Below are 509 nucleotides of genomic sequence, written 5' to 3'. Positions count from 1 at the left end.
CCGTCTCCGTCGGCGCCGCCCACGAGTGGACCAGCAGCGACGGCGTGGTGCACGCCGCCAACAATCGCCAGATCACCAACGTGGCGGAAGGCACCGAGGCCACCGACGCGGTGAACCTGGCTCAGCTCAACGCCGTCGCCGGCACCGCCAGCCATTACCTCGCCGCCACCGGCAACGGCGACGGCAGCGACGACGCGCAGGCGCTGGGCGACTACAGCACCGCGGTCGGCGCGGGCAGCTTCGCGATGGGCAACCAGTCCTCCGCGTTCGGCTCCGGCGCCAGCGCCCTCGGCGAGTTCGCCACCGCCACCGGCTACGGCAGCGTGGCGCAGGGCGACCACAGCGCCGCGTTCGGCGACAACGCGCAGGCCATCGCCGACGGCAGCATCGCCATCGGCCTGAACAGCACCTCGCAAGCCGGTTCGGGCATCGCGCTGGGCGCGGCCAGCCAGACGCAGGGCTGGGGTGCGGTCGCCATCGGCGCCACCTCCAGCGCCAGCGGCCTGGGT

At 73.9% G+C, this 509-nt stretch carries 1 pseudogene; it reads left to right on the top strand.

From position 1 onward, the window contains the following. A pseudogene (locus ASG87_RS20420) lies at positions 1-509 on the top strand (hypothetical protein); the annotation flags it as partial.

The organism is Frateuria sp. Soil773 (assembly GCF_001428405.1).
GTDB lineage: Bacteria > Pseudomonadota > Gammaproteobacteria > Xanthomonadales > Rhodanobacteraceae > LMSL01.
Note: the sequence above shows the minus strand (reverse complement) of the source record. Positions and strands in the feature narration are given on the sequence as shown.